Genomic DNA, 19,537 nt, shown 5'->3' with positions numbered 1-19,537 from the left:
ATGCAACGCCCCGGACGAGCAGAACGCTTTCCGGGGCGTTTCTTTTCAACCCTCCATGGGCCATAACGTGTAACAACGAGGCCGGAAAATATTATGTCTGAATTAGTGAATACCTCCGAAGTCGCCACGCCTGCGGTTCCAAATAAAAATGGAAAAATTAACCTGCTGGATCTGAACCGTCAGCAGATGCGCGAGTTCTTTAAAGAGTTGGGCGAGAAGCCGTTTCGTGCCGATCAGGTCATGAAATGGATGTACCACTATTGCAGCGACAACTTTGATGACATGACTGACATCAACAAAGTGCTGCGCAACAAGCTCAAAGAAGTGGCTGAAATCCGCGCACCGGAAGTGGTGGAAGAACAACGCTCTTCAGATGGCACCATCAAATGGGCGATTGCCGTTGGCGATCAGCGTGTTGAAACCGTGTATATCCCGGAAGACGATCGCGCCACGCTGTGCGTCTCTTCTCAGGTTGGCTGTGCGCTGGAGTGCAAATTCTGCTCAACCGCGCAGCAAGGTTTTAACCGTAACCTGCGTGTATCGGAAATCATTGGCCAGGTCTGGCGTGCCGCGAAAATCGTTGGCGCGGCGAAAGTGACCGGAACCCGCCCAATTACCAACGTGGTGATGATGGGGATGGGTGAACCGCTGCTGAACCTGACTAACGTGGTTCCGGCAATGGAAATCATGCTGGACGATTTCGGTTTTGGCCTCTCCAAACGTCGCGTGACGCTCTCTACATCAGGCGTGGTTCCGGCTCTGGATAAGCTGGGCGACATGATTGATGTGGCGCTGGCCATCTCTCTGCATGCGCCAAACGATGAAATCCGCGACGAAATTGTGCCGATCAACAAAAAGTACAATATCGAAACCTTCCTTGCGGCGGTGCGTCGCTACCTGGAAAAATCCAACGCCAACCAGGGCCGCGTAACCATCGAGTACGTGATGCTCGACCACGTGAACGACGGTACCGAGCATGCGCATGAACTGGCTGCACTGCTGAAAGATACGCCGTGCAAAATCAACCTGATCCCATGGAACCCGTTCCCGGGAGCGCCGTATGGCCGCAGTTCGAACAGCCGTATCGACCGTTTCTCGAAGGTGTTGATGGAGTACGGTTTCACCACCATCGTGCGTAAAACCCGTGGTGATGATATCGATGCCGCATGCGGTCAGCTGGCGGGTGATGTGATTGACCGAACCAAACGTACCCTGCGTAAACGCATGCAGGGCGAGACGATTGCGGTCAAAGCTGTTTGATTATTATGCAATCACGGCGCATTATTGCGCCGTGAAGCATAATCTTACTGAATAATCAGTCAGATTCGTGATGACTGAGTAATAATTACGGTGCGTTTCATACGACTTTCGGGCAGTATGTAACGACGTAACAACAGTTTAGCTTCACGGGCAGGGCGCACTGTCATCTCCGGGCTGACAGTCTTATACTGACTGTTCAAGGTTAACTGACCAGAAGTTTCGCGGTGCGGGTGGCATTGTGACTCACCGGCACCTGAACCCTTATTTTTCACGTACCAGTAGTTGTAGCGAATGAATACTGAAGCCACTCACGACCAACATGAAGCACTCTCCACTGGCGTTCGTCTTCGCAACGCCCGTGAACAACTCGGACTCAGCCAGCAAGCCGTTGCAGAACGCTTGTGCCTGAAGGTTTCCACGGTTCGCGATATTGAAGAAGATAAGGCACCTGCCGATCTGGCTTCAACATTCTTGCGCGGGTATATCCGCTCTTACGCAAAACTGGTGCACATCCCTGAAGACGAATTACTGCCAATGATGGAGAAGCAGGCACCGGTTCGTGCAGCCAAAGTTGCACCGATGCAGAGCTTCTCTTTGGGCAAACGTCGTAAAAAACGTGATGGCTGGCTGATGAGCTTCACCTGGCTGGTGCTGTTTGTGGTGGTCGGCCTGACCGGCGCATGGTGGTGGCAAAACCACAAGGCGCAGCAGGAAGAGATCACCACGATGGCCGATCAATCCTCTGCCGAACTTAACCAGGCCGGAAACGGTAACGCGCAGAGCGTTCCACTGAGCACCGACAGCGCGGCAACGACCAGCGAACCACAAACCGCGACGACCGATACGCCAGCTACCGACGCTGCGCAGACCCCAGCGGCAACGGCTAACACGTCAGCGCCTCAGACGCAGGCTCCAGCGCAGGATCAAAACGCGGTGGTTGCACCTTCTCAGGCTCCTGTGGATACCGCAACGAACGCACCGTCGGCGAACACCGCTGCCCCCCTGCCGACCGATCAGGCCGGTGTCGCAACGCCAGCGGTTGACCCTAACGCGCTGGTGATGAATTTCACTGCAGACTGCTGGTTAGAAGTCACTGACGCAACAGGTAAAAAACTGTTCAGCGGCCTGCAGCGTAAAGATGGCACGTTAAACCTAACCGGTCAGGCACCGTATAAACTTAAAATCGGCGCACCGGCAGCGGTACAGATCCAGTATCAAGGAAAACCTGTCGATCTGAGCCGCTTTATCAGAACTAACCAGGTTGCACGTCTTACCGTTAATGCCGAACAATCAGCAGCACAGTAACAGACGGGCTACGCGGGAGATTTTTCATGCATAACCAGGCTCCGATTCAACGTAGAAAATCAAAACGGATTTACGTTGGGAATGTGCCAATCGGCGATGGGGCGCCTATCGCCGTCCAGTCGATGACCAATACGCGCACCACGGATGTGGAAGCGACGGTCAACCAAATCAAAGCCTTAGAACGCGTAGGCGCGGACATTGTTCGCGTCTCCGTGCCGACCATGGACGCCGCAGAGGCGTTCAAACTGATCAAACAGCAGGTCAGTGTGCCGCTGGTTGCAGACATCCACTTCGACTACCGCATTGCGCTTAAAGTTGCCGAATACGGCGTCGACTGCCTGCGTATTAACCCAGGCAACATCGGTAACGAAGAGCGTATCCGTATGGTGGTGGACTGCGCACGCGATAAGAACATCCCCATCCGTATCGGCGTGAACGCCGGTTCTCTGGAAAAAGATCTGCAGGAAAAGTACGGCGAACCCACGCCGCAGGCGCTGCTTGAATCCGCGATGCGTCACGTTGATCATCTGGATCGTCTTAACTTCGATCAGTTCAAGGTCAGCGTAAAAGCCTCCGATGTCTTCCTGGCGGTAGAGTCCTATCGTCTGCTGGCGAAGCAGATCGATCAGCCCCTGCACCTTGGGATCACCGAGGCGGGTGGCCTGCGCAGTGGCTCTGTCAAATCAGCCATTGGCCTGGGTCTGCTGCTCTCGGAAGGGATCGGCGACACCCTGCGCGTTTCGCTGGCGGCCGATCCGGTCGAAGAGATCAAAGTTGGCTTCGACATTCTGAAATCACTGCGTATCCGCGCACGTGGGATCAACTTCATTGCCTGTCCAACCTGTTCACGTCAGGAGTTTGACGTCATCGGAACCGTGAATGCCCTGGAGCAACGTCTTGAAGACATCATCACCCCAATGGACGTCTCCATCATCGGTTGTGTGGTGAATGGCCCGGGTGAAGCGCTGGTGTCAACGTTGGGCGTCACCGGCGGTAACAAGAAAAGTGGTCTCTATGAAGATGGCGTTCGTAAAGATCGTCTGGATAATAGTGATATGATCGATCAGCTTGAAGCGCGCATTCGTGCCAAAGCGTCGATGATGGACGAAGCGCAGCGCATCAGCGTTCAGCAGGTTGAAAAATAACGTGATGGGAAGCGAAGTGCTTCCCATGTATGATTGAACCCATTCTTTGGGTTCTTTTTTGTATATAGAAAGAGAATAAACGTGGCAAAAAACATTCAAGCCATCCGCGGCATGAACGATTATCTGCCTGGCGAAACCGCCATCTGGCAGCGCATTGAAGGCACACTGAAACAGGTGCTCGGCAGCTACGGTTACAGCGAAATCCGTTTGCCGATTGTAGAGCAGACCCCGTTATTCAAACGCGCGATCGGCGAAGTGACCGACGTGGTTGAAAAAGAGATGTACACCTTTGAGGACCGCAACGGCGACAGCCTGACGCTGCGTCCTGAAGGTACGGCGGGCTGCGTACGCGCCGGCATCGAACATGGTCTCCTGTACAATCAGGAGCAGCGCCTGTGGTATATCGGCCCGATGTTCCGCCACGAACGTCCGCAGAAAGGTCGTTATCGCCAGTTCAACCAGCTGGGTGTGGAAGTGTTTGGCCTGCAAGGACCCGACATTGACGCTGAGCTGATCATGCTGACCGCCCGCTGGTGGCGCGCGCTGGGCATCTCTGAGCATGTCTCTCTGGAGCTGAACTCTATCGGCTCTCTGGAAGCGCGTGCCAACTACCGCGATGCGCTGGTGGCGTTCCTTGAAGAGCACAAAGAGAAGCTGGACGAAGACTGCAAACGTCGCATGTACAGCAACCCGCTGCGCGTGCTTGATTCCAAAAATCCGGACGTGCAGGCGCTGCTGAACGATGCGCCTGCATTAGGCGATTACCTGGACGACGAGTCTCGCGAACACTTTGCTGGTCTTTGCAAACTGCTCGAAGCAGCAGGCATTGCCTATACCGTTAATCAGCGCCTGGTGCGCGGTCTGGACTACTATAACCGTACCGTGTTTGAGTGGGTTACCACCAGCCTCGGTTCGCAGGGCACCGTGTGTGCTGGCGGCCGTTATGACGGTCTGGTTGAGCAGCTTGGCGGCCGTGCCGCGCCTGCGGTTGGCTTCGCGATGGGCCTTGAGCGACTTGTTTTGCTGGTTCAGGCAGTTAATCCGGAATTTAAAGCAGATTCCGTTGTCGATATATACCTGGTGGCCTCAGGCGCGGAAACGCAGTCTGCGGCGATGCAGCTTGCTGAACGCGTGCGCGATGCACTGCCTGAGGTTAAGCTGATGACCAACCATGGCGGCGGCAACTTCAAAAAACAGTTTGCTCGTGCCGATAAGTGGGGCGCAAGTATTGCACTGGTGCTGGGTGAGTCCGAAGTGGCCAACGGCGAAGTGGTAGTGAAAGACCTGCGCTCTGGTGAGCAGACAACGGTAACGCAGGACGGCGTTGCGGCGCACTTGCGCACTCTATTGGGCTAAGGAGAAGGACTGCGTGGAAATTTACGAGAACGAACACGACCAGGTCGACGCGATCAAACGCTTCTTTGCTGAAAACGGCAAAGCGCTGGTTGTTGGGGTTATTTTAGGTGTAGGTGCATTGATTGGCTGGCGCTACTGGAACAATCATCAGGCGGATTCCGCGCGCGGCGCGTCTCTGTCCTATGAAAATACCGTGAGCGCCATTCGTGCCGATCAGCCGCAAACGCTGACGGCAGCAGAGAAATTTGCCGCTGACAACAAAAACACCTACGGTGCGCTGGCCGCGCTGGAAGTGGCTCAGCAGTACATCGACAAGAACGAACTGGATAAAGCGGCTGCCCAGCTGTCGCAGGGGCTTGCAGCCGCCAGCGATGACAACCTGAAAGCGGTTATCAATCTGCGCCTGGCCCGTATCCAGGTTCAGCAGAAAAAAGCTGATGAAGCGCTGAAAACGCTCGATACCATCAAAGGCGAAGGTTTTGCTGCCATCGTTGCCGATCTGCGCGGTGAAGCACTGCTGAGCAAAGGTGATAAAGCGGGCGCGCGTAAAGCGTGGCAAGCTGGTGTAGATAGCAATGCATCCCCTGCGCTGAGCGAAATGATGCAGATGAAAATAAATAATTTGTCCGTCTGAGAGGGACCCGATGCAATTGCGTAAATTACTTCTGCCAGGACTGCTTTCTGTTACGTTATTGAGTGGCTGTTCACTGTTCAGTGGCGAAGAAGACGTTGTGAAAATGTCCCCGCTGCCGACGGTTGAAAACCAGTTTACCCCGTCAACCGCGTGGAGTACTTCCGTGGGCGATGGAATTGGTGATTTCTATTCCAACCTGCACCCGGCTTTTGCTGACAGCGTTATCTATGCGGCTGACCGTAAAGGTACCGTAAAAGCGCTTAACGCCGATGACGGAAAAGAAGTGTGGTCCGTTAACCTGGCAGAAAAAGACGGCTGGTTCTCCCGTAAACCTGCACTGCTGTCTGGCGGCCTGACCGTTGCCGGCGGTCACGTATACGTGGGAAGCGAAAAAGCACAGATCTATGCCCTGAACACCAGCGACGGTTCTGTTGCCTGGCAAACCACGGTTGCCGGTGAGTCTCTGTCTCGTCCGGTGGTGAGCGACGGCCTGGTGCTGATCCACACCAGCAACGGCCAGCTGCAGGCGCTGAACGAAGCCGATGGTCTGGTGAAGTGGACCGTCAACCTGGATATGCCATCACTCTCCCTGCGCGGCGAATCTGCCCCGGCGACAGCCTTTGGTGCTGCCATTGTGGGTGGTGATAACGGTCGCGTGAGCGCGGTGCTGATGCAGCAAGGTCAGATGATCTGGCAGCAGCGTATCTCTCAGGCGACGGGGTCAACTGAAATCGACCGTCTGAACGACGTCGACACGACGCCTGTTATCGTCAACGGTGTGGTTTATGCGCTGGCGTACAACGGAAACCTGACCGCGCTCGATCTGCGCAGTGGCCAGATCATGTGGAAACGTGAACTGGGCTCAGTGAATGATTTCATTGTTGATGGTAACCGTATCTATATGGTTGACCAGAACGACCGTCTGCTGGCGCTGAGCACCGATGGCGGCGTGACGCTGTGGACGCAAAGCGATCTGCTGCACCGTCTGCTGACCGCACCGGCGCTGTACAACGGTAGCCTGGTGGTGGGTGATAGCGAAGGCTACATGCACTGGATCGATCCGGAGACGGGCCGCTTTACTGCGCAGCAAAAAGTCGACAGCTCTGGCTTCCTCACCGACCCGGTTGTGGCTGACGGCAAACTGCTGATTCAGGCAAAAGACGGTACGCTGTACGCGATCACGCGTTAATTACCCGGCGGTTGTAGTATACTAAACGGCTCCTGTTCACTCAGGAGCCGTTTTGACATTTTTAAAAACGCTGCGAAAGCGACGTTATTTTGAATTTTATGAGGCTTCAAACATGGTACCTGTGGTCGCGCTTGTCGGGCGCCCTAACGTTGGAAAATCCACTCTTTTTAACCGTTTAACACGCACCCGTGATGCGCTGGTTGCGGATTTCCCGGGGCTGACGCGTGACCGTAAGTACGGTCGTGCAGAGGTGGAAGGACGCGAGTTCATCTGTATCGATACCGGTGGTATCGACGGGACAGAAGACGGCGTTGAAACCCGCATGGCGGAGCAGTCTCTGCTGGCCATCGAAGAGGCAGACGTCGTGCTGTTTATGGTGGATGCTCGTGCTGGCCTGATGCCTGCGGATTCCGCCATTGCTAAACATCTGCGTTCGCGTGAAAAACCGACCTTCCTGGTGGCGAACAAAACTGACGGTATCGATGCCGATCAGGCGATCGCCGATTTCTGGTCTTTAGGTCTGGGTGATATCTACCCGATCGCCGCATCGCATGGCCGCGGCGTGACCAGCCTGCTGGAAACCGTTCTGCTGCCGTGGGTTGACGAAGTGAACCCGCCGGAAGAGGTGGACGAAGACGCGGCATACTGGGCGCAGTTCGAAGAAGGTGAAGAAGGCGAAGAAGAAGAGCCTGAAGAGACATTCAACCCGCAGGATCTGCCGATTAAACTGGCCATTGTGGGGCGTCCAAACGTAGGTAAGTCTACGCTCACTAACCGTATTCTGGGCGAAGAGCGTGTGGTGGTATACGACATGCCGGGCACCACCCGCGACAGCATCTACATCCCGATGGAGCGTGATGAGCGTGAGTATGTGCTCATCGACACCGCGGGCGTGCGTAAGCGCGGAAAAATCACCGATGTGGTGGAGAAATTCTCCGTCATTAAAACCCTGCAGGCGATTGAAGATGCCAACGTTGTGCTGCTGGTTATCGACGCGCGTGAAGGTATCTCCGATCAGGACTTGTCGCTGCTCGGCTTTATCCTCAATAGTGGGCGCTCACTGGTTATCGTGGTGAACAAATGGGATGGCCTGAGCAATGAAGTTCGTGAGCAGGTGAAAGAGACGCTGGACTTCCGTCTGGGCTTCATCGACTTTGCTCGCGTGCACTTTATCTCTGCGCTGCACGGCAGCGGTGTGGGTAACCTGTTCGACTCCGTGCGTGAAGCGTATGACAGCTCCACCCGTCGTCAGAGCACCGCTATGCTGACCCGCATCATGAATATGGCAGCAGAAGACCATCAGCCGCCGCTGGTACGTGGCCGTCGCGTGAAGCTGAAATACGCCCACGCCGGTGGTTATAACCCGCCAATCGTAGTGATTCATGGCAACCAGGTGAAAGACCTGCCGGATTCCTACAAGCGTTATCTGATGAACTACTTCCGTAAATCGCTGGACGTGATGGGCACCCCTATCCGTATCCAGTTCAAGGAAGGGGATAACCCGTTTGCCAACAAGCGCAACACCCTGACGCCAAACCAGATGCGTAAGCGTAAGCGTTTGATTAAGCACATTAAGAAAAGCAAATAAGCTTTGCGATCTTACAAAAACCCGCGCCTGTCGCGGGTTTTTTTCGCTCATACAAAACGCCTGCCTTCCCTGTGTGATGTCAATCACTATTCGCTTTTAACCATGTTTAAATCTAAGAAAGTAGACAATCGTCGAATTTTCATCTTAAAGTCCAGGGTCTGGTACTAGACAAAACTAGCGCCTGGTTATCAAATGGTTAACTCATTTTTCGCCGCATGTAAAAAATCGGTCAGATACGTAACTGGCCGGCGTACGCGCGGTGCTTTCAGCACAACGACATACCTTTCGGGAGAATTATGCAATCCTCTGTTAATCAAAAAGAAAGCCGAACGTTCTTCGGTCATCCTTATCCGCTCGGTTCGCTGTTCTTTACCGAGATGTGGGAGCGTTTCTCGTTTTACGGCATTCGTCCGTTACTGATCCTCTTTATGGCCGCCACTGTCTATGACGGCGGCATGGGGCTGGCGCGTGAAAACGCCTCGGCGATTGTCGGTATCTTCGCTGGTACCATGTACCTGGCCGCGCTGCCGGGTGGCTGGCTGGCCGATAACTGGCTCGGCCAGCAGCGAGCCGTCTGGTACGGTTCGATTCTGATTGCGCTCGGCCACCTGTCGATTGCGCTCTCGGCGGTGATGGGGAACAACCTGTTCTTTATCGGCCTGATGTTTATTGTGCTGGGATCGGGCCTGTTCAAGACCTGTATCTCCGTGATGGTCGGCACCCTGTATAAAAAAGGCGATGCGCGTCGTGACGGCGGATTCTCGCTGTTCTATATGGGCATCAACATGGGCTCGTTCATTGCGCCGCTGATTTCCGGCTGGTTGATTAAAACCCACGGCTGGCACTGGGGCTTTGGTATTGGCGGCATCGGGATGCTGGTGGCGCTGATTATCTTCCGCGTGTTTGCTGTCCCGTCCATGAAGCGCTACGACAGCGAAGTGGGCCTCGATTCCACCTGGAACAGCCCGGTGGTCAAACGCAACGGCGTGGGCGCGTGGCTGCTGGCGCTGGCGGTTGGGGTGGCGGTTCTCGTCACGCTGATCGCCCAGGGGGTCATTGTGATTAACCCGGTCGCGGTGGCCAGTATGCTGGTCTATGTGATTGCGGCATCCGTTGCGCTCTACTTTATTTATCTGTTCATCTTCGCCGGCCTGACCCGTAAAGAGCGCGCCAGACTGCTGGTCTGCTTTATCCTGCTGGTTTCCGCTGCGTTCTTCTGGTCCGCGTTTGAACAGAAACCGACTTCCTTTAACCTGTTTGCCAACGACTACACCAATCGCATGATCGGTGATTTCGAAATTCCGGCCGTATGGTTCCAGTCGATCAACGCCCTGTTCATCATTCTGCTGGCACCGGTATTCAGCTGGGCGTGGCCGAAGCTTGCCACCATGAACATTCGCCCGAGCAGTATCACCAAGTTTGTTATCGGTATTCTCTGTGCGGCGGCGGGCTTTGGCCTGATGATGCTGGCGGCGCAGAATGTGCTGAGCAACGGCGGGGCAGGCGTTTCGCCGTTCTGGTTGGTAGGCAGTATTTTGATGCTGACGCTGGGTGAGTTATGTCTGAGCCCGATTGGTCTGGCTACCATGACCCTGCTGGCACCAGAAAGAATGCGCGGTCAGATGATGGGGCTGTGGTTCTGCGCAAGTGCGTTGGGTAACCTGGCTGCCGGTCTGATTGGCGGCCACGTGAAGGCCGACCAGCTGGATATGCTGCCAGATCTCTTCGCGCGTTGCTCCATCGCGCTGCTGATTTGTGCTGCGGTACTGATCGTTCTCATTGTGCCGGTTCGTCGCATGCTGGAAAATGCCCGGACGAAACCTGCCACTGAGGCGGTATAATCGATCTGCCGGGGCGACCGCTTCGCCCCGGCAACCTGCTTAAGGAGTTACTATGTCGATCGCCTGTCCAACCTGCCATGCCGAGCTGGAGCCGCAAAACGGCGTGGCTTACTGCGAACACTGTCATAAAGATATTGCGCTCGAAGCCCGTTGCCCGGAGTGCCATCAGCCACTCCAGGTATTAAAGGCCTGTGGTGCGGTGGACTATTTCTGCCAGAACGGCCACGGCCTGATCTCTAAAAAACGCGTGGAGTTCGTCCCTGCCGGGGCTTAATCACACACGCAGCCTTCGCCTTTCTGCCAGAGTTCAACCAGCGATTCGGGCGCTTCCTGCTCCGGTACCAGCACAATAATATCGGTATACTGCGCTTCATTGTGCCGGGTCCAGAAGATCTGGATACGAAAATAACGCTGGTCACCGCTGCCTGGTGACGACGTCTGACCAGGCGGTTGCCCACGCGGAATGGCCTGCTCCAGAATACTCACCACGCGCTGACGCTGCGCCTCATTGAGAGATGAGAGCGTGATGGTGCGCTGGCCGCTCAGCCTGGGAATAAAAGCGACGCCGCCTTCCCGGGCCAGCTCAACCACGGCGTCATCCGTCAGTTCCGGAACCTGCATTTACAGCACTCCCACCTGTTCCCAGGCTTGTCTTATCGCCGCCCCAACGTCGCTGCCCGAGCGCTTTTCGCCGTGGGCTATCGTCAGTTTTGCGAAGGCATCAAAATCCGCATCTTGTGGCAGATTGCGATCGCAAACTGTGTCGTACCAGGCATAACCCGCTTTTTCCCAGGCATAGCCGCCGATTGCCGTTGCGGCCAGATAAAACGCCCGGTTGGTAATGCCGGAGTTCAGGTGGACGCCGCCGTTATCTTCACGCGTTTTGATGAAATCCTTCATGTGCGCCGGTTGCGGATCTTTACCGAGCAGAGGATCGTCATAGGCGGTGCCCGGCTCCGACATGGAGCGCAACCCTTTGCCGTTAATCCCTTTCGCCAGCAGACCTTCGCCAATCAGCCAGTCGGCCTGGTCGGCGGTTTGCTTCAGGTGATACTGTTTAACCAGCGAGCCAAACACGTCCGACAGGGACTCATTCAGCGCACCCGATTGTTCAAAATAGATCAGCCCGGCTTCGGTCTCGGTAACGCCATGGCTGAGTTCGTGCGCCACAACGTCGATGGCAATGGTAAAACGGTTAAATATTTCCCCGTCGCCATCGCCAAAGACCATCTGCTGACCGTTCCAGAAGGCGTTCTGGTATTCCCGGCCATAATGCACGGTGCCGGTGAGGATCAGCCCTTTATTATCGAGCGAGTCACGCTGGTATTCTTTCCAGAAGAAATCGTGAGTGATGCCTAAATAGTCATAGGCTTCATCGACAGCCACATCCCCATTGGATGGCTGGCCTTCATAGCGCACCTGCGTGCCCGGCAGCTCCTGGGTCTGTTTCGCATCGTAGATATCACGCTCCAGCTGTCCGGCTTTGCTCACGTGCGGCGCGGCTGGTTTACCGGGCATGTGGGCCATTAGCGTCTGGACATGGGTTAAAGTCTGGCGGGCGCAGCGCTGCTGCGGCTCTGAACCGCTTTCGATAATACGACGAAGAATATAGGGGGGGATCACGCTGTGAATTCGGGTCATGCAACTCTCCTGTTTTCTGGCAATGCCGAAAAAAGAATCTTCTTAAGTGTAAAACATTAAACCGGTGCTGGTTGTAAGTCGGACAATTCGTCTCCTTAAAAACTGGCGCAACGCTTCACCACCGTTTAGGTTTTTTAAACGGCATTAACTAAGAGGAGCGTAATGAACAGGCAGACTTCGCTGAGCATAACCGGGTTTTCAATCATCGCGGTGACCTATGGTATGGCAAGGTTTTCGTGGGGCCTGATGCTGCCTGATATCCGCCAGGCTATCCCTTTCACCCCGCAGGTGGCGGGGTTTATAGCCTCCTGTAGTTATGCGGCGTATTGCATGTCGATATTTATGGCCTCATACCTTATTGCGCGCGTAGGGCCTCGTTTGCCCGCCTTGCTGGCGGCCATCGCCGCCGCCGCGGGGTTGTTCATTCTCGCGACTTCGGCACATTCAACGATGCTGGCGACAGGTTTATTTATTGCCGGGCTGAGCTCCGGCCTGGCCTCACCGGCCCTTGCCGGGGCGGTTAATGACAGGATCGCCCCTGACCGTCAGCTCCATGTGAATACCACCATCAATGCCGGAACGAGCGGTGGGATCATTCTCTCGGTGCCCGTTCTGTTTTTCATGCCCGGGGGCTGGCGGGCAGCCTGTGTTGTGTTCGCCATTATGGCGCTGCTGTGCCTGCCGGCTTTGTGGCGGTATCTGCCGTCATCTGCGGCGAAATCCCGTGAGTCAACGCCAAAGGTGCTATCTATCGTACGCAAACCCGGCATGTTTCGGCTGCTGGGGATTGCCTTTATCAGCGGTATGGCCAGCGCCGCATGGTGGAGCTTTGGCCCGGAAATACTTATGCGTCACACGGAGCTGGATAGCGCAGCGACCAATATTCTCTGGCTGATAAGCGGCGGGGCGGGGATTATTGCCATATTTACCGGAAGTATGGCAAGGCGTATCGGCATGCGGGGGGTCTATCGTTTATCCCAGATCTTCATGGCCATTTCTCTGGCGGTTCTGACAGTAAGCCACGGTTTCTCCTGGTGGCTTATTCCGGCAGTGGCCATGAGCGGCGCGGGGTATGTGATTTTGTCGGGGGTATTGCTGGTGAAGGGGGCAGAGATCGCACATCCTTCACCTGCGGCTGGAGTCAGCCTGGCCTTTCTGATGCTGGCAGGTGGGCAGGTTGTGGGGGCTATCCTTTTTGGCCTGCTTCTGGGGTTAACGAGCGCAGTGGCTGCGCTGGCGATTTTTTCAGGCATGTCCTGGCTGATGCTAGCCGTCACGCCAGAGAGCCATCGCTGATTACGCCTTTTTACGGGCGCGAGGTTTTTTTACCGACATCACGCCTTTCACTTCGCTTTCCACCCAGCCGTCCGACAGACGGGTGGTCAGCACGTCTCCGGCTTTCACCTGTTTGGTTTGCTTCAGCACTTTGCCGTCAGTGGCGGTGGTAACACTATAGCCGCGTGCCAGGGTAGAAAGTGGGCTAACCGCTTCAAGATGGGTCACCGCATTGCCAAAGCGTTCGCGGGTGGTGCTAAGTCGTGCCCGGACAGTTTCTGCCAGACGATACTCCAGTTGCTGAATGCGCGTTTGTGCGCGGTAAATTCTCGGCTGCGGGTTTTGCTGGTTCAGGCGCTGCGTCACGCGCTGCTGACGCGACATCGCGCGCTTGAGCTGATTATCCAGCGCGAAGTTCATCCGCTGGCGCAGACGCTCCAGCACGGTTTGCTGACGCGCAAGGCGAAGCTGTGGATGCTGCTGCTGCAGGCGGTGATGAAGCTGGGTAAAGCGGCGGGTACGGTTAGCGAGGAAGTAGTCCATCGCCATCTCCAGGCGCTGCTGGCAGTTCTGGATCTGACGCAGCAGCTCCAGCTGATTGCGGCTCACCACTTCTGCCGCAGCAGACGGCGTAGGCGCACGTAAATCCGCAACGAAATCGGCTATCGTCACATCCGTTTCATGCCCGACCGCACTCACGATGGGAATAGCACTCGCAAAAATCGCCCGTGCCACGCGCTCGTCGTTGAAGCTCCACAAATCTTCCAGCGAGCCGCCGCCACGCCCAACGATTAATACGTCGCACTCCTGACGCGCGTTCGCCAGCTCAATGGCACGCACAATCTGGCCTGGTGCATCGTCACCCTGAACAGCGGTCGGGTAGATGATAACGGGCAGGGAAGGATCGCGACGCTTGAGGACGTGCAAAATATCGTGCAGCGCGGCACCGGTTTTCGACGTGATCACCCCAACGCAGTGGGCTGGTGAGGGCAGGGGCTTTTTATACTGCTGGTCGAACAACCCCTCTTGCGAAAGCGCAGCCTTAAGCTGTTCATACTTCTGCTGGAGTAAGCCTTCGCCCGCAGGTTGCATGCTCTCGACGATAATCTGGTAGTCGCCGCGCGGTTCATACAATGTGATATTGGCGCGCACCAGCACCTGCTGGCCATGCTGAGGACGAAACGTCACGCGGCGGTTGCTGTTGCGGAACATGGCGCAGCGCACCTGGGCGGTGTCGTCTTTTAACGTAAAGTACCAGTGGCCGGAAGCGGGCTGCGTGAAGTTAGAGATCTCGCCGCTGATCCAGACCTGCCCCATTTCCTGCTCAAGCAGCAAACGCACCGTCTGATTCAGGCGGCTGACAGTATAAATTGAGGGGGATTGAGAGGATAACATGTGAGCGGGATCAAATTCTAAATCAGCAAGTTATTCAGTCGATAGTAACCTGCTGAGAGGGGAGTGCAAGGTTTTTTTATAAAAAAGTGTGGATGCAATCGGTTACGCTCTGTATAATGCCACGGCAATATTTAACCACCCAGGTCAGAGATATTGCCCATGCTACGTATCGCTAAAGAAGCACTGACGTTTGACGACGTCCTCCTCGTTCCCGCTCACTCCACCGTTCTGCCGAATACTGCCGATCTCAGCACGCAGTTGACGAAAACCATTCGCCTGAACATTCCTATGCTCTCTGCGGCAATGGACACCGTGACTGAAGCGCGCCTGGCTATTGCCCTGGCACAGGAAGGTGGCATTGGCTTTATTCACAAAAACATGTCTATCGAGCGTCAGGCGGAAGAAGTTCGCCGCGTGAAGAAGCATGAATCCGGCATCGTATCCGATCCACAGACCGTTCTGCCAACCACCACCCTGCACGAAGTGAAAGCCCTGACCGAACGTAACGGCTTTGCCGGTTACCCGGTGGTGACCGAAGAGAACGAGCTGGTGGGTATCATCACCGGCCGTGACGTGCGTTTCGTGACCGACCTGAACCAGCCGGTTAGCGTATATATGACGCCAAAAGAGCGTCTGGTGACCGTGCGTGAAGGTGAAGCGCGTGATGTCGTCTTCGCAAAAATGCACGAAAAACGCGTTGAGAAAGCGCTGGTTGTGGATGCGAACTTCCACCTGCGCGGTATGATCACCGTTAAAGACTTCCAGAAAGCAGAACGTAAACCTAACGCCTGTAAAGACGAGCATGGCCGTCTGCGCGTAGGCGCTGCGGTTGGCGCAGGTGCCGGTAACGAAGAGCGTGTTGATGCGCTGGTTGCCGCAGGCGTTGACGTGCTGCTGATTGACTCCTCTCACGGCCACTCCGAAGGCGTTCTGCAACGTATTCGCGACACCCGTGCGAAATACCCTGATCTGCAGATCATCGGCGGTAACGTGGCGACGGGCGCAGGTGCTCGCGCGCTGGCTGACGCCGGTTGCAGCGCGGTGAAAGTGGGTATCGGCCCAGGCTCCATCTGTACAACCCGTATCGTGACCGGTGTAGGTGTTCCGCAGATCACTGCGGTTTCTGACGCGGTTGAAGCGCTGGAAGGCACCGGTATTCCGGTCATCGCAGACGGCGGTATCCGCTTCTCTGGCGACATCGCTAAGGCGATCGCCGCAGGTGCTTCCGCGGTGATGGTTGGCTCCATGCTGGCAGGGACTGAAGAATCCCCGGGTGAAATCGAACTCTACCAGGGCCGTTCTTACAAATCTTACCGCGGTATGGGCTCTCTGGGCGCGATGTCCAAAGGTTCTTCTGACCGTTACTTCCAGACCGATAACGCCGCTGACAAACTGGTGCCGGAAGGTATCGAAGGTCGCGTTGCCTATAAAGGCCGTCTGAAAGAGATCATTCACCAGCAGATGGGCGGCCTGCGCTCCTGTATGGGTCTGACCGGCTGTGGTACCATTGACCTGCTGCGTACTAAAGCGGAATTCGTACGCATCAGCGGTGCGGGTATCCAGGAGAGCCACGTTCACGACGTGACGATCACCAAAGAGTCCCCGAACTACCGTCTGGGCTCCTGATAAGTTTCCGCGCCCGGCTCATGCCGGGCGCTCTGTTTTTGTTTCACTTGCCTCGGAATTAGCGTCAATGACGGAAAACATTCATAAACATCGCATTCTCATCCTGGACTTTGGTTCTCAGTACACTCAGCTGGTGGCGCGTCGCGTGCGTGAGCTGGGCGTTTACTGTGAACTGTGGGCGTGGGATGTCACGGAAGCACAGATTCGCGAATTCAATCCAAGCGGCATTATCCTGTCCGGCGGCCCGGAAAGCACCACCGAAGAGAACAGCCCGCGCGCACCGCAGTACGTTTTCGAAGCGGGCGTGCCGGTATTCGGCGTCTGCTACGGTATGCAGACCATGGCAATGCAGCTGGGCGGCCACGTAGAAGGCTCTAACGAGCGTGAGTTTGGCTATGCACAGGTTGAAGTGGTGAACGACAGCGCGCTGGTGCGCGGTATCGAAGACTCCCTGACCGCAGACGGCAAACCGCTGCTGGACGTGTGGATGAGCCACGGCGATAAAGTGACCGCTATCCCGTCCGACTTCGTGACCGTTGCCAGCACCGAAAGCTGCCCGTTCGCGATTATGGCGAACGAAGAGAAACGCTTCTACGGCGTGCAGTTCCACCCGGAAGTGACCCACACCCGTCAGGGTATGCGCATGCTGGAGCGCTTTGTGCGCGATATCTGCCAGTGTGAAGCCCTGTGGACCCCGGCTAAAATCATCGACGACGCCGTTGAGCGTATCCGTCAGCAGGTTGGCGATGACAAAGTCATTCTCGGCCTGTCCGGTGGCGTTGACTCCTCCGTAACCGCGATGCTGCTGCACCGCGCTATCGGTAAAAACCTGACCTGCGTATTCGTGGACAACGGTCTGCTGCGTCTGAATGAAGCCCAGCAGGTCATGGACATGTTTGGTGACCACTTCGGTCTGAACATCGTTCATGTGGAAGGCGAACAGCGCTTCCTGGACGCGCTGGCCGGTGTCAACGATCCGGAAGCCAAACGTAAGATCATCGGCCGCGTCTTCGTGGAAGTGTTCGACGAAGAAGCGCTGAAGCTGGAAGACGTGAAGTGGCTGGCACAGGGCACAATCTACCCTGACGTGATCGAGTCTGCGGCATCCGCAACCGGTAAAGCACACGTCATCAAATCTCACCACAACGTGGGCGGCCTGCCGAAAGAGATGAAGATGGGTCTGGTTGAACCGCTGCGTGAGCTGTTCAAAGACGAAGTGCGTAAGATCGGTCTGGAACTGGGTCTGCCGTACGATATGCTCTACCGTCACCCGTTCCCGGGTCCGGGTCTGGGCGTGCGTGTGCTGGGCGAAGTGAAGAAAGAGTACTGCGACCTGCTGCGTCGCGCGGATGCTATCTTCATCGAAGAGCTGCACAAAGCTGACCTGTATAACAAAGTGAGCCAGGCGTTCACCGTGTTCCTGCCAGTTCGCTCCGTCGGCGTTATGGGCGATGGCCGTAAGTACGACTGGGTTGTTTCCCTGCGTGCGGTGGAAACCATCGACTTCATGACCGCGCACTGGGCGCACCTGCCGTATGACTTCTTAGGCCGTGTGTCTAACCGCATCATCAACGAAGTGAACGGTATTTCCCGCGTGGTGTATGACATCAGCGGTAAGCCACCGGCTACGATTGAGTGGGAATGATTCCGCGTCTGGCACAGCCAGGCACCTGATGGCATGAAATGCCGCTAAGCCCGCGTAATTGCGGGCTTTTTTTTGTTTGTGTTTGGCACGATCTGGCAACGGGAGGAAGCGCCAAGCACCGTTTGAGCATGGCATTAAAGCTGGTATTATGGTTTGGCGATGCCATGATTGATGCCGATACCATGCTGCGTTCTTTTGTGTGTTCATGGTATTAATATTCTATAAGTTACTGTTTCGTAAGAAAAATACGATAAATTCGAGATTTTTTCAGCATGGTATCGGAGACGAAGAAGGACAAGGTACATGCTGACCGATACCAAGCTGCGCAATCTCAAGCCCAGGGACAAACTCTACAAAGTGAATGACCGGGAAGGTCTCTATGTGGCAGTGACTCCAGCCGGCTCCATCTCGTTCCGTTACAACTACTCAATCAACGGTCGGCAGGAGACCATCACCTTTGGGCGTTATGGTGTCGGTGGCATCACCCTGGCCGAAGCCCGCGAGCTGTTGGGTGACGCCAAGAAGATGGTTGCGGCGGGCAAGTCGCCGGCCAAGGAGAAAGCCCGAGACAAGGCGCGGGTGAAAGATGCAGAGACGTTCGGTGCCTGGGCGGAGAAGTGGCTGCGTGGCTACCAGATGGCCGACTCCACCCGCGATATGCGCCGCTCGGTTTATGAGCGTGAGCTGAAGCCGAAATTCAGCAATCAGAAGCTGGTGGAGATCACCCACGAAGACTTGCGGGCGCTGGCTGATGCCATTGTTGAGCGAGGCGCACCGGCCACCGCCGTTCATGTGCGTGAAATCGTGTTGCAGGTATTTCGCTGGGCCATCGAGCGTGGGCAGAAGGTCGAAAACCCGGCAGAACTGGTGCGCCCAACAAGCATCGCTCGATTCGAGCCACGTGACCGAGCGTTGACGCCAGAAGAAATTGGGCTGATGTACCAGTACATGGAGCGAGTGGGCACAAGCCCAACAAACCGTGCGGCGGCCAAGCTGTTATTGCTGACGATGGTGCGCAAGAGCGAGCTGACCAATGCGACCTGGAGCGAGATCAATTTCAGCGAAGCGTTGTGGACGATTCCAAAGGAGCGGATGAAACGCCGTAACCCGCACCTGGTATTTCTGTCCCAGCAGGCTCTGGATATTTTCATTGCCATGAAAACCTTTGCCGGTGGTTCCGACTTCGTTTTGCCATCACGGTACGACTCGGATGCGCCGATGAGCGCTGCCACACTTAACCAGGTGCTGACGCTGACTTACAAGGCGGCGCAGAAAGATGGGAAGTCACTTACCAAGTTCGGACCGCATGATTTGCGGCGCACAGCCAGCACGCTGTTGCATGAGGCCGGCTACAACACCGACTGGATCGAGAAGTGCCTGGCGCACGAGCAGAAGGGCGTGAGGGCTGTCTACAACAAGGCTGAGTACCGCGAGCAGCGGGCGGCGATGTTGCAGGATTGGGCCGATATGATTGATGAGTGGACTTCGGGAGGCAGTAAGGGTTGATGTTTTTGCTATCTTTGATAGCATTGAAGTTGATGCCGTGAATTTATAAATAAGGCCGCCATTGGCATCGGGCAGGTCAATTACCGATTAGCTGCTTCGCGCAGCTACTCGATGAATAGCAACTATTCATT

At 55.7% G+C, this 19,537-nt stretch carries 16 protein-coding genes; 13 read left to right on the top strand and 3 right to left on the bottom strand.

Annotated features, from left to right (window positions below; translation table 11 throughout):
- Nucleotides 1-93: 93 nt before the first annotated feature.
- The 9 genes from rlmN to ECL_RS19170 all read left to right on the top strand — a co-directional run bounded on the left by rlmN (nt 94) and on the right by ECL_RS19170 (nt 10,592).
- A complete protein-coding gene (gene rlmN / locus ECL_RS19210; RefSeq protein ID WP_013098279.1) occupies nt 94-1,260 on the top strand; it encodes a dual-specificity RNA methyltransferase RlmN in 1,167 nt (388 codons plus the stop codon).
- A 291-nt stretch (nt 1,261-1,551) separates the two neighbouring features.
- Nucleotides 1,552-2,565 (top strand): cytoskeleton protein RodZ, encoded by a 1,014-nt coding sequence (gene rodZ, locus ECL_RS19205; protein ID WP_013098278.1) that lies wholly within the window; start codon nt 1,552-1,554, stop codon nt 2,563-2,565.
- A 26-nt stretch (nt 2,566-2,591) separates the two neighbouring features.
- Nucleotides 2,592-3,710: a flavodoxin-dependent (E)-4-hydroxy-3-methylbut-2-enyl-diphosphate synthase gene (gene ispG, locus ECL_RS19200; protein ID WP_013098277.1), complete on the top strand. Its 1,119-nt coding sequence runs from the start codon at nt 2,592-2,594 to the stop codon at nt 3,708-3,710.
- Nucleotides 3,711-3,791: 81 nt separating this feature from the next.
- The gene (gene hisS / locus ECL_RS19195; protein WP_013098276.1) at nt 3,792-5,066 is read left to right on the top strand and encodes a histidine--tRNA ligase; all 1,275 of its coding nucleotides are present in this window, start codon (nt 3,792-3,794) and stop codon (nt 5,064-5,066) included.
- Nucleotides 5,067-5,079: 13 nt separating this feature from the next.
- Nucleotides 5,080-5,700: a YfgM family protein gene (locus ECL_RS19190; protein ID WP_013098275.1), complete on the top strand. Its 621-nt coding sequence runs from the start codon at nt 5,080-5,082 to the stop codon at nt 5,698-5,700.
- A 10-nt stretch (nt 5,701-5,710) separates the two neighbouring features.
- Entirely contained in the window at nt 5,711-6,889 is a 1,179-nt protein-coding gene (gene bamB / locus ECL_RS19185) for an outer membrane protein assembly factor BamB (protein WP_013098274.1), read from the top strand.
- A gap of 112 nt (nt 6,890-7,001) precedes the next feature.
- On the top strand, nt 7,002-8,477 hold the full coding sequence (gene der, locus ECL_RS19180) for a ribosome biogenesis GTPase Der (RefSeq protein ID WP_023620376.1): 1,476 nt from the start codon (nt 7,002-7,004) through the stop codon (nt 8,475-8,477).
- Between the two features lie 296 nt (nt 8,478-8,773).
- Nucleotides 8,774-10,318: a peptide MFS transporter gene (locus ECL_RS19175; protein ID WP_013098271.1), complete on the top strand. Its 1,545-nt coding sequence runs from the start codon at nt 8,774-8,776 to the stop codon at nt 10,316-10,318.
- A 52-nt stretch (nt 10,319-10,370) separates the two neighbouring features.
- Nucleotides 10,371-10,592 carry a zinc ribbon domain-containing protein gene (locus ECL_RS19170; RefSeq protein WP_013098270.1) on the top strand — a complete coding sequence of 74 codons (222 nt, stop codon included), beginning with the start codon at nt 10,371-10,373 and terminating at the stop codon, nt 10,590-10,592.
- Here ECL_RS19170 and ECL_RS19165 read toward each other — a convergent pair.
- Entirely contained in the window at nt 10,589-10,939 is a 351-nt protein-coding gene (locus ECL_RS19165; RefSeq protein WP_013098269.1) for a protealysin inhibitor emfourin, read from the bottom strand. The genes ECL_RS19170 and ECL_RS19165 overlap by 4 nt on opposite strands.
- Entirely contained in the window at nt 10,940-11,959 is a 1,020-nt protein-coding gene (locus ECL_RS19160) for a M4 family metallopeptidase (RefSeq protein WP_013098268.1), read from the bottom strand.
- 162 nt (nt 11,960-12,121) lie between these two features.
- Here ECL_RS19160 and ECL_RS19155 point away from each other — a divergent pair, with 162 nt between their 5' ends.
- Nucleotides 12,122-13,255: an MFS transporter gene (locus ECL_RS19155; RefSeq protein ID WP_013098267.1), complete on the top strand. Its 1,134-nt coding sequence runs from the start codon at nt 12,122-12,124 to the stop codon at nt 13,253-13,255.
- On the opposite strand, the gene xseA is transcribed toward ECL_RS19155, so the two are convergent.
- Entirely contained in the window at nt 13,256-14,629 is a 1,374-nt protein-coding gene (xseA, locus tag ECL_RS19150; protein WP_013098266.1) for an exodeoxyribonuclease VII large subunit, read from the bottom strand.
- Nucleotides 14,630-14,788: 159 nt separating this feature from the next.
- Here xseA and guaB point away from each other — a divergent pair, with 159 nt between their 5' ends.
- The 3 genes from guaB (at nt 14,789) to ECL_RS19135 (ending at nt 19,406) form a co-directional block, all read left to right on the top strand.
- A complete protein-coding gene (gene guaB, locus ECL_RS19145; protein WP_013098265.1) occupies nt 14,789-16,255 on the top strand; it encodes an IMP dehydrogenase in 1,467 nt (488 codons plus the stop codon).
- Between the two features lie 67 nt (nt 16,256-16,322).
- On the top strand, nt 16,323-17,900 hold the full coding sequence (gene guaA, locus ECL_RS19140; protein WP_013098264.1) for a glutamine-hydrolyzing GMP synthase: 1,578 nt from the start codon (nt 16,323-16,325) through the stop codon (nt 17,898-17,900).
- Nucleotides 17,901-18,203: 303 nt separating this feature from the next.
- Nucleotides 18,204-19,406, top strand: a complete 1,203-nt coding sequence (locus ECL_RS19135) for a tyrosine-type recombinase/integrase (protein ID WP_000954590.1) — start codon at nt 18,204-18,206, stop codon at nt 19,404-19,406.
- The last annotated feature ends 131 nt before the right edge of the window (nt 19,407-19,537 follow it).

The sequence above is a fragment of the Enterobacter cloacae subsp. cloacae ATCC 13047 genome, assembly GCF_000025565.1.
GTDB classification, from domain to species: Bacteria; Pseudomonadota; Gammaproteobacteria; order Enterobacterales; family Enterobacteriaceae; genus Enterobacter; species Enterobacter cloacae.
Note: the sequence above shows the minus strand (reverse complement) of the source record. Positions and strands in the feature narration are given on the sequence as shown.

Bases quoted from the DNA above. Each gene is read 5' to 3' on its own strand.
- rlmN (WP_013098279.1), top strand. From the start codon at position 94: ATGTCTGAATTAGTGAATACCTCCGAAGTCGCCACGCCTGCGGTTCCA.
- rodZ (WP_013098278.1), top strand. From the start codon at position 1,552: ATGAATACTGAAGCCACTCACGACCAACATGAAGCACTCTCCACTGGC.
- ispG (WP_013098277.1), top strand. From the start codon at position 2,592: ATGCATAACCAGGCTCCGATTCAACGTAGAAAATCAAAACGGATTTAC.
- bamB (WP_013098274.1), top strand. From the start codon at position 5,711: ATGCAATTGCGTAAATTACTTCTGCCAGGACTGCTTTCTGTTACGTTA.
- der (WP_023620376.1), top strand. From the start codon at position 7,002: ATGGTACCTGTGGTCGCGCTTGTCGGGCGCCCTAACGTTGGAAAATCC.
- ECL_RS19175 (WP_013098271.1), top strand. From the start codon at position 8,774: ATGCAATCCTCTGTTAATCAAAAAGAAAGCCGAACGTTCTTCGGTCAT.
- ECL_RS19170 (WP_013098270.1), top strand. From the start codon at position 10,371: ATGTCGATCGCCTGTCCAACCTGCCATGCCGAGCTGGAGCCGCAAAAC.
- ECL_RS19165 (WP_013098269.1), bottom strand. From the start codon at position 10,939: ATGCAGGTTCCGGAACTGACGGATGACGCCGTGGTTGAGCTGGCCCGG.
- ECL_RS19160 (WP_013098268.1), bottom strand. From the start codon at position 11,959: ATGACCCGAATTCACAGCGTGATCCCCCCCTATATTCTTCGTCGTATT.
- ECL_RS19155 (WP_013098267.1), top strand. From the start codon at position 12,122: ATGAACAGGCAGACTTCGCTGAGCATAACCGGGTTTTCAATCATCGCG.
- xseA (WP_013098266.1), bottom strand. From the start codon at position 14,629: ATGTTATCCTCTCAATCCCCCTCAATTTATACTGTCAGCCGCCTGAAT.
- guaB (WP_013098265.1), top strand. From the start codon at position 14,789: ATGCTACGTATCGCTAAAGAAGCACTGACGTTTGACGACGTCCTCCTC.
- guaA (WP_013098264.1), top strand. From the start codon at position 16,323: ATGACGGAAAACATTCATAAACATCGCATTCTCATCCTGGACTTTGGT.
- ECL_RS19135 (WP_000954590.1), top strand. From the start codon at position 18,204: ATGCTGACCGATACCAAGCTGCGCAATCTCAAGCCCAGGGACAAACTC.